The organism is Cellulomonas sp. ACRRI, from assembly GCF_022346185.1.
Classification (GTDB): domain Bacteria; phylum Actinomycetota; class Actinomycetes; order Actinomycetales; family Cellulomonadaceae; genus Cellulomonas.
The window spans coordinates 1-9,227 of record NZ_JAKRMS010000150.1 but is presented as its reverse complement, the minus strand read 5'-3'; the positions used below and the strand labels follow the sequence as shown (position 1 = coordinate 9,227).

Genomic DNA, 9,227 nt, shown 5'->3' with positions numbered 1-9,227 from the left:
CGCCCGCACCCCGCGCCGAGGTAGGACCCCCGCCCCGAGATAGGACCCCGCGCGGCCCTATCTCGGCGCGCAGGCCCTATCTCGGCGGGAAGAAGACGAAGGAGCACCCCGCCATGCCCGTCGAGTTCCTCGGCATCGCCACCACCAACGACGCGTCCGAGACGCGCGCCGCCACGACCCGGCCCTTCGACCCCGGCTACCTGGAGCGCATCGTCCGGGCGCACGAGGACAACGGCTGGACCCGCGTCCTGTTCGCCTACGGGTCGTCCGGCCCGGAGCCGGCGGCGCTCGCGGCCTACGTCGCCTCCCGGGTCGACTCGATCGAGCTGCTGCTCGCGCACCGGCCGAACGTCTCGTACCCGACCTACGCCGCGAAGACGTTCGCGACCCTGGACCAGCTGTCCGGCGGTCGCCTCTCGGTGCACTTCATCACCGGCGGCAACGACCACGAGCAGGGCCGCGAGGGCGACACCCTGACCAAGGACGAGCGGTACGCCCGCACCCAGGAGTACATCCAGATCGTCAGGCGGGCGTGGACCTCCGCCGAGCCGTTCGACCACCACGGCCGGTTCTACGACTTCGCCGACTTCCACCTGGACACCAGGCCCGTCGACGGCCACGTGCCGACCATCTCGTTCGGCGGGTCCTCGGACGCGGCGTTCCGGGTCGGCGCCGCGGAGGCGGACATCTACGCCGTCTGGGGCGAGCCGCTGGACCGCACCCAGGAGCAGATCGACCGGGTGCACGCCGAGGCCGCCGCCGCGGGCCGCGCGACGCCGCCGCGGATCCACGCGGCGTTCCGGCCGATCATCGCGCCGACCGAGGAGCTGGCCTGGGAGAAGGCGCACCGGGTCCTCGACGCGATCGAGGCGCGCAAGGCCGCGCTCGGCGGTGTGCTGAGCACGCGGCACCCGGTCGACGCCCCGGAGAACGCCGGCTCGCAGCGGCTGCTGGAGATCGCGGCGCAGGGCGACCGGTTCGACTCCGTGCTGTGGACCGCGACCGCGAAGGCCACCGGCGGCGCGGGCAACTCCAACGCGCTGGTCGGCACGCCCGAGCAGGTCGCGGAGGCGCTGCTCGCGTACTACGACCGGGGCGTCCGGGTCATCTCGGCCCGTGGCTACGACCTGCTGGACGACGCGGTCGACTTCGGCCGGTACGTCATCCCGCTGGTCCGCGAGGGCGTCGCCGCGCGCGACCGCGAGGCCGCCGCGTCGGCCGCGGCCTGAGCGGGGGGCCGGCCGTGCGCTTCCAGCTGCTCGACATCGTCTTCAACCCGCCGCACCCCGTCACGGGCGAGGCGGTGCCGCCGGCCGACCGGCTCGCCCGGACCGTCCGGCACGCCGTCCTGGCCGAGGAGCTCGGCTTCGACTCGTTCGCCGTGGGGGAGCGGCACGCCGGCGACGTGCTGTCGTCGGCACCCACGGTGATCCTCGGCGCGATCGCCGCGTCGACCAGCCGGATCCTGCTGTCGACGGGCGTCACCGTGCTGTCGCTGCTCGACCCCGTGCGCGTGGCCGAGGACCTGGCGACCGTCGACCAGCTGTCCCGCGGCCGGCTCGAGATCGTCATCGGCAAGGGCAACGAGGTGCTGCAGTACCCGCTGCTCGGACTCGACATCGACCGGCAGTACGAGTACCTGACGGAGAACTACGAGCTGCTCCGGCTGCTGCTGTCCTCCGAGGACGTGACCTGGGAGGGGCGGCACCGGCACCGCCTGGAGCACGCCACCACGCTGCCGCGGCCGTACGCCGGGCCGTTCCGGATCTGGCACGGCTCGGCGACCTCGCGGTTCGCCGTCGAGCTCGCGGCGCGGTGGGGCGACCCGATCGTCACCGCGAACGCCCTGCAGCCGCGGGAGAACTACGCCGCGCTCATCGACCACTACCGGGAGCGGTACGCCGCGCACGGCCACGACCCGGCCCGCGCGTACGTCGGCTCCGGCTCCGGCGGGCTGTTCCTCGCGGACACCACGGAGGCGGCCGTCGCGCAGTACCGGCCGCTCTACCAGGGCCAGGTCGAGGCGGCGGCCCGCCGGGGCTACGGCGCCGACGCCGTGGGGAAGGCGCCGTCCTTCCGCACGCTGGAGGAGGCCGTCGAGCGCGGCCCCGCCCTGGTCGGCTCCCCGGAGCGGGTGGCCGAGAAGATCCTCGACTACCACGCGACCTACGGGCACGTCCTGCAGTCCGTCTCCGTGAACCACCTGCTCGACCCGGCCGAGCAGGAGGACGTCCTGCGCCGGTTCGCCGAGGAGGTCGCTCCGCTGGTCCGCGCCGAGGTGCGCACCGACCTGTGGAGCGCCGCCGACCCCCGCCGCGCCGCCGGCTTCACCGCGGTCGACCACGCGGCTCCGGCCGTTCCCGTCGCCGGCTGACCCGCCACCCCCGACCACCACCCCACCCCATCCCAGGAGCACCGATGACCACGCCCACCCGACGCCGGGGCGCCCGCCCCGCCGCCGCGGCCACGCTCGCCACCACCGCCCTGCTGCTCGCCGCCTGCTCCTCCGGCGGGAGCGGCGGGGGGTCCGGCGACGCCTCGACCGGCGCCGACGCCGAGCCCGTGGCCGGCGGCGACCTCCGGTTCGCGATCACGGTCGACTCGCGGTGCATCGACCCGCAGCAGGTCGGCAACAACGACGCCATCGCCGTCGCCCGGCAGACCGTCGCCTCGCTCACCGCGCAGGACCCGGACACCGGCGAGATCGTGCCGTGGCTCGCCGAGAGCTGGGAGGTGAGCGACGACGCGTCGAGCTACACGTTCCACCTGCGCGAGGGCGCCACCTACGCGGACGGCACCCCGATCGACGCGGAGTCGGTCAAGACGAACTTCGACGCGATCGTCGCGCTCGGCGCCACGGCGTCGCTGGGCTCGCAGTACCTGGTCGGCTACGAGGGCACGACGGTCGCCGACGCGCAGACGCTCACCGTCGACTTCGCCCAGCCGAGCGCCCAGTTCCTCCAGGCCACCTCGACGTTCTCCCTCGGCCTGCTGTCGCCCGCCTCGGCGGACCTCACGCCCGAGGAGCGCTGCGCCGGCGACTACGTGGGCTCCGGCCCGTTCCAGGTCGAGTCGTACACCCAGGACCAGGAGATCGTCCTGACAAGAGTGCCCGGCTACGACTGGTCGTCGGAGGCCGACGAGCACACCGGCGAGGCCTACCTCGACACCGTGACGTTCCAGGTCATCCCGGAGTCGTCGGTGCGCGCCGGCAGCCTGGCCTCGGGCCAGATCGACGCGACCGCGGCGATCGCGGCCGTCGACCAGCCGCAGTTCGACGGCAACGGCTTCTGGCTGCAGCAGCGCGCCAACCCCGGCGTCGCGTACCAGCTGTTCCCGAAGGAGTCGAGCCCGCTCGCGTCCGACGAGGCCGTGCGGGTCGCCATCTCGAAGGGCATCGACCGGCAGCAGATCGTCGACACCGTGCTCACCGAGCGCGACCAGGCGGCGACCGGCGTGCTCTCGCACTCCACCCCGCTCGCCGCGGACCTGGGCGACCTGCTCGCCTACGACCCCGACGGCGCCGAGGAGCTGCTGGACGACGCGGGCTGGGTGGTCGGCGACGACGGCATCCGGGAGAAGGACGGCCAGAAGCTGTCCACCACGGTGACGTTCTGGCAGGACCCGGCGCCGCTGGAGCTCGTGCAGCAGCAGCTGCGCCAGATCGGCGTGGACCTGCAGCTGCAGCACGTCGAGATCGCCGAGTCGACCGCCATCAAGGAGAGCGGCGACTTCGACTTCGACTACTACAACCTCACCCGGTCGGACCCGGACGTGCTGCGGCTGATCTTCTCGGCGAACGCGCGCAACATCAACGACCGCCCGGCCGAGGAGGTCGACGACCTGCTCGACCGGTCCGCCGCGGCCACCGACCCCGACGAGCGCGGGCAGCTGATCGAGGAGGCCTCCCGCCTGCTGGTCGAGCACGGCCACGCCATCCCGGTCTACGAGCTGTCGACCACGATCGCCGCCGCCGACCGCGTGCACGGGCTCACCTTCGAGGGCTCCAGCCGGCTCGACTTCTACGGCGCGTGGGTGGACCCGTCCTGATGGCCCGGTACGTCGCGCGCCGCGCCGCCCAGGGGTTGTTCGTGCTCTGGGCCGCGTTCACCATCGCGTTCTTCGTGCTCTACCTGCTCCCGAGCGACCCGGCGGCCCTGGCCGCCGGGTCGGGCGGGGAGGTGGCGTCGGTCGACCCGGCCCTGCTGGACGACCTGCGCGCCCGGTACGGGCTGGACCGGCCGGTGCTGGTCCAGTACGCCGACGCCCTGGGGGGCGCGGTCCGGCTCGACTTCGGGCCGTCGTACCAGTCGGGGGCGCCGGCCGGCTCGCTGGTGGCGCAGGCGCTGCCGCAGACCCTGCTGCTGACGGGCGTCGCCCTGGCCCTCGCGGTGCTCGGCGGCACGGCGCTCGCGGTGGCGAGCGTGCTGCCCCGCAGCCGGTGGCTGCGCCAGGTGCTGTCGGCGCTGCCGCCGGTCGGGGTCGCGCTGCCGACGTTCTTCATCGGGCTCGTCCTGCTGCAGTGGCTGTCGTTCCGCGCCGGCCTGCTGCCGGCGATCGGCAACGCCGGCTGGCAGAGCCTGGTGCTGCCCGCCGTGACCCTCGCGATCCCGCCCGGCGCGCAGCTCGCGCAGGTGCTGTCCCGCAGCCTGCGGGGCACGCTCGGCGAGCCGTACGTCGAGACCGCCCGCGCCAAGGGGGCCGGGCGGCTCCGGGTGCAGCTCGGGCACGCGCTGCGCAACGCGGCGATCCCGGCGTTCACGATGCTCGGCGTCCTGGTCGGCGGACTGCTCGGCGGGGCCGTCGTCACCGAGACCGTGTTCTCCCGGGTCGGGCTCGGTCGCCTCACCGTGCAGTCGGTCAACACCCAGGACGTGCCGGTGGTGCTCGCGGTCGTCGCGCTCTCGGCGCTGGTGTTCGTCGTCACGACGCTCGTCGTCGACCTGCTCTACCCGCTGCTGGACCCGCGCATCGAGCGGGCCCCGACCCGGAAGGCGGTGGCCGCGTGACCGCCACGACCACCCGCACCCCCGACGGGATCGAGATCGCGGACCGCGAGGACGCCCGGTCGATCCTGCGGCACGGGCGGGCGCGGGGCGCCGGGTCCGCCGGTCCGTGGGCCGCGCGGGCGGGGCGGTACCTGCTCCGCCGCCCGGGGCTCGTGGTGGCGGGGCTGGTCCTGCTGCTGGTCGCCGCGTGGGCCGCCGCGCCCGCGGTGTTCGCGTCCGGCGACCCGATCACCGGCGTCCCGGCCGACCGGCTGCTGCCGCCGTCCGCCGAGCACCTGTTCGGCACCGACCACCTGGGCCGCGACGTGTGGACCCGGGTCGTGCACGGCGCCTCGCTGTCCCTGCGGACCACGGCGCTCGCGGTGGTCGTCGGTCTGGTGGTCGGGTCGGCCCTCGGGCTGCTGGCCGGGTTCCTGCGCGGCTGGGTGGACGACGTCGTGGGCCGCGCGGTCGACGTGCTGCTCGCGGTGCCCAGCATCCTGCTCTCGCTGGCGATCATCACCGCGCTCGGCACCGGGCCGACCAAGATCGCCGTGGCGGTCGGCGTCGGGGCGGTGGCGACGTTCGCCCGCGTCATGCGCGCCGAGGTGCTGCGCACGTCGACCTCGGTCTACGTCGAGGCCGCCCGCGCGTCGGGCGCCCGCTGGTGGTCGGTGCTGGGCCGGCACGTGCTGCCGAACTCCGCCGGGCCGGTCCTCGCGCTCGTCGCGCTGGAGTTCGGCGGCGCGGTGCTGGCGGTGTCCGCGCTGAGCTTCCTCGGCTACGGCACGCCGCCGCCCACCCCCGAGTGGGGGTCGCTGATCTCCGGCGGCCGCGACTACCTCGCCACCGCCTGGTGGCTCACCACCCTGCCCGGGCTCGTGATCGTGGCGGTCGTGCTGTCCGCCAACCGGGTCGCGCGGGCGCTCGAGACGACGGGAGAGGACCAGTGACGCAGGTGCAGGAGGACCGGGCCCCGGCGCGGGTCGACGCCGACGCGACGCCCGTGCTCGAGGTCGAGGGCCTCGAGGTCGGGTACCGGACCCGGGACGGCCAGGTGTACCGGGCGGTGCGCGGGGTGGACCTGCGGGTCCGGCCGGGCGAGGTCGTCGCGCTGGTCGGCGAGTCCGGGTCCGGCAAGAGCACGACCGCGCACGCGGCCCTGCACCTGCTGGCCCGCGGCGGGTCGGTCACCGGCGGCCGGATCCGGCTCGGCGGGCGGGACGTGTCCGACCTGACCGAGCGTGAGTGGCAGGCGGTCCGCGGCCGGGAGGTCGGGCTGGTCCCGCAGGACCCGACGGTGTCGCTCAACCCGGTGCAGCGCGTCGGCGACCAGGTGGCCGAGGTGCTGGTCATCCACGGGCTCGCCCGGCGCAGGGAGGCGCGCCGCCGCGCGGTCACCCTGCTGGAGCAGGCCGGGGTCCCCGATCCCGCCGCGCGGGCCCGGCAGTACCCCCACCAGCTGTCCGGCGGCCTCCGGCAGCGGGTGCTCATCGCCGTCGCGATCGCGGCGGGGCCCCGGCTGGTCGTCGCGGACGAGCCCACCAGCGCCCTCGACGTCACCGTCCAGCGGCGCATCCTCGACCACCTGGAGACGCTGGTCCGCGACCGCGGGACGGCGCTGCTGCTCATCACGCACGACCTCGGGGTCGCCGCGGACCGGGCCGACCGGATCGTCGTGCTGGAGCACGGGGTGGTGGTCGAGGAGGGCACCGCCGACGAGGTGCTCGGGGCCCCGCGGCACCCGTACACGCGGCAGCTGATCGCGGCGGCGCCGAGCCTCGCGGACGGGCGGCTGGTGGCGTCCGGGCCCACGGCGACCGCGACCGGGGCCCCCGCGGCGCCCGCCGCCGAGGTGGCGCCGGTGCTGGAGCTGGTCGACGTCCGCAAGGAGTTCCCGCGGCCGCGCGGCGCCGCGGGCGCGCGCTCGCTGGTCGCCGTCGACGGCGTGAGCCTGCGGGTCGACCGCGGGACGACGTACGCCCTGGTCGGCGAGTCCGGCTCCGGCAAGAGCACGACGGCCCGCCTGGCCCTGCACCTGGAGCAGCCCACCGCGGGCCGGGTGCGGTTCCGCGGCGAGGACGTCACTGGCGCGCGCGGCGAGACCCTGCGCCGGCTGCGCCGCGGGTTCCAGGTCGTCTACCAGAGCCCGTACGCGTCGCTCGACCCGCGGTTCACCGTCGCCGAGGTGATCGCGGAGCCGCTGCGCGCCTACGGCGTCGGCACCCGGGTCGAGCGCGCCGAGCGGGTGCGCGAGCTGCTCGCCGACGTCGCCCTGCCCGCCGACGCCGCCCGGCGGAGCCCGCGCGAGCTCTCGGGCGGGCAGCGGCAGCGGGTCGCGATCGCCCGCGCGCTCGCCCTGCGCCCGGACCTGGTGGTCCTCGACGAGCCGGTGTCGGCGCTCGACGTGTCCGTGCAGGCGCAGATCCTCGACCTGCTGGTCCGGCTCCAGGCCGAGCACGGCCTGACCTACCTGTTCATCTCGCACGACCTGGCGGTGGTCCGGCGGGTCGCCGACCACGTCGGTGTGCTGCACGACGGGCGGCTCGTGGAGCAGGGCACCGCCGAGGCGATCCTGCTCGACCCGCGCGAGGACTACACCCGCGAGCTCGTCGCGGCGATCCCGGGCCGCCGCCCCCGCCCCCGCACCGCACCGGCGGCGGCCCGATGACCGCCCTCCCCGACGCCGCCCGCCTGGCCGGCGAGACCACCGAGCTGCTGCAGGCGCTGATCCGGAACGCCTGCGTGAACGAGGGCACCGTCGACTCCGGCCAGGAGATCCGCAACGCCCGGACGATCGCCGACTACCTGGACGGCACCGGCCTGGACCTGGAGATCGTCGAGCCGCAGCCCGGCCGGGCGTCCCTGGTGACCCGCATCGCGGGCCGCGTCCCGGGCGCCCCGTCGCTCGGCCTGGTCGGGCACACCGACGTCGTCCCCGTCGAGCCGGACGGCTGGACCCGCGACCCGTTCGGCGGCGAGCTCGTCGACGGCTGGGTGTGGGGGCGGGGCGCGATCGACATGCTCGGGCTGACGGCCGCGTACGCCGTGGTGACCCGGGCGGTCGCGGCGTCGGGCGCGCGGCTGTCCGGGGACCTGCTGCTGGCCGCGGTCGCGGACGAGGAGCACGGCAGCGTGTGGGGCGTCGACTGGCTGACCACGCACCGCTGGGACCTGGTGCGGGCCGACCACGTGCTCACCGAGTCGGGCGGCGTCCCGGTCGGCGCGCACCGCACGCTCGCCGTGGGGGAGAAGGGCGGCGCCGGCCGGCAGCTGCGGGTCGTCGGCACGCCCGGCCACGGCTCGGGGCCGTGGGGGAGCCGGAACGCGATCGTGATCGCGGCCGAGGCGGTGCGGCGGATCGCGGCGCTGCGCGGGCCGGTCGTCATCGGCGACCTGTGGCGGCGGTACGTCGACGCGCTCGACCTGCCGGCGGACGTCCGGGCGGCCGCCCTGGACCCGGACCGCCTCGACGAGGTGCTCCCGCTGCTCGGCGCCATCGCCCCCGTGGCGCACGCGACCACGCACACCACGGTCGCCCCGACCGTGCTGCACGCCGGCGGCAAGCCGAACGTCATCCCCGGGCACGCGGAGATCACGCTCGACATCCGGGTGCTCCCCGGGGCGCGGCCGGCGGACGTGGACGCGCTGCTGGCGGAGGCCGTCGGCGACCTCGCGCCGCACGTCGTCGTGGAGGGCGACCGGTGGGGCGAGCCGTCCCTGTCGCCGACGGACACCGAGCTCTACCGGGTGATCGAGAAGGCCGTCGGCGACCGCACCGGCGGGGCGCCCGTGCTGCCCACGCTCGGCACCGGCGGCACGGACGGCCGGTTCTACCGGCGGCGCGGGGTGCCGGCGTACGGCTTCGGCCTGCTCTCGCCCCACTGGGACGCGGGGACGTGGCGGGGCCTGTTCCACGGCCACGACGAGCGCGTGGACGTGGCGAGCCTCGCGCTCACCACGGCGGCGCTGCACGACGTCGTCACGGGGTTCCTGCGCTAGTCCCGGCGGGGGCGCGCGGAGCGTCCCGGGCGCCGCGGCGCACGGGGACGGACCGGCGGACTTCCTGAGCCCCCGGTGCATCCGCCCGGGGCGAGCGGGCCGTAGAGAGGGTGTCAGCACGTCGCGCCCCCCTCCGGCCCGGGGGCGTGCCGCGGAGCCACCCCTGAGACGACCGGGGCGCGGGTGCGTCGTCCCCGCCGCCCGCGCCCCGGTCGCCGGGTTCGTCGCCGTGCTCAC

Annotated in this window: 7 protein-coding genes; all 7 read left to right on the top strand. The window is 75.9% G+C overall.

Translation table 11 applies throughout. The features are described 5' to 3' along the window. Positions 1-113: 113 nt before the first annotated feature. The 7 genes from MHY85_RS18710 to MHY85_RS18680 are packed head-to-tail and all read left to right on the top strand — an operon-like array spanning position 114 to position 8,990. Entirely contained in the window at positions 114-1,229 is a 1,116-nt protein-coding gene (locus tag MHY85_RS18710) for an LLM class flavin-dependent oxidoreductase (protein WP_239199390.1), read from the top strand. A gap of 14 nt (positions 1,230-1,243) precedes the next feature. Continuing rightward, positions 1,244-2,374 (top strand): LLM class flavin-dependent oxidoreductase, encoded by a 1,131-nt coding sequence (locus tag MHY85_RS18705; protein ID WP_239199388.1) that lies wholly within the window; start codon positions 1,244-1,246, stop codon positions 2,372-2,374. A gap of 44 nt (positions 2,375-2,418) precedes the next feature. After that, positions 2,419-4,050, top strand: coding sequence for an ABC transporter substrate-binding protein (locus MHY85_RS18700; protein ID WP_239199385.1), 1,632 nt, complete (start codon positions 2,419-2,421; stop codon positions 4,048-4,050). Beyond that, on the top strand, positions 4,032-5,009 hold the full coding sequence (locus MHY85_RS18695) for an ABC transporter permease (protein WP_308191437.1): 978 nt from the start codon (positions 4,032-4,034) through the stop codon (positions 5,007-5,009). The genes MHY85_RS18700 and MHY85_RS18695 overlap by 19 nt, the downstream gene beginning before the upstream one ends. Then, positions 5,006-5,941, top strand: a complete 936-nt coding sequence (locus tag MHY85_RS18690) for an ABC transporter permease (protein WP_239199383.1) — start codon at positions 5,006-5,008, stop codon at positions 5,939-5,941. The genes MHY85_RS18695 and MHY85_RS18690 overlap by 4 nt, the downstream gene beginning before the upstream one ends. Beyond that, positions 5,938-7,659, top strand: a complete 1,722-nt coding sequence (locus tag MHY85_RS18685; protein WP_239199380.1) for an ABC transporter ATP-binding protein — start codon at positions 5,938-5,940, stop codon at positions 7,657-7,659. The genes MHY85_RS18690 and MHY85_RS18685 overlap by 4 nt, the downstream gene beginning before the upstream one ends. Then, the gene (locus MHY85_RS18680; protein WP_239199377.1) at positions 7,656-8,990 is read left to right on the top strand and encodes a M20/M25/M40 family metallo-hydrolase; all 1,335 of its coding nucleotides are present in this window, start codon (positions 7,656-7,658) and stop codon (positions 8,988-8,990) included. The genes MHY85_RS18685 and MHY85_RS18680 overlap by 4 nt, the downstream gene beginning before the upstream one ends. Positions 8,991-9,227: the final 237 nt, after the last annotated feature.

Bases quoted from the DNA above. Each gene is read 5' to 3' on its own strand.
- MHY85_RS18710 (WP_239199390.1), top strand. From the start codon at position 114: ATGCCCGTCGAGTTCCTCGGCATCGCCACCACCAACGACGCGTCCGAG.
- MHY85_RS18700 (WP_239199385.1), top strand. From the start codon at position 2,419: ATGACCACGCCCACCCGACGCCGGGGCGCCCGCCCCGCCGCCGCGGCC.
- MHY85_RS18680 (WP_239199377.1), top strand. From the start codon at position 7,656: ATGACCGCCCTCCCCGACGCCGCCCGCCTGGCCGGCGAGACCACCGAG.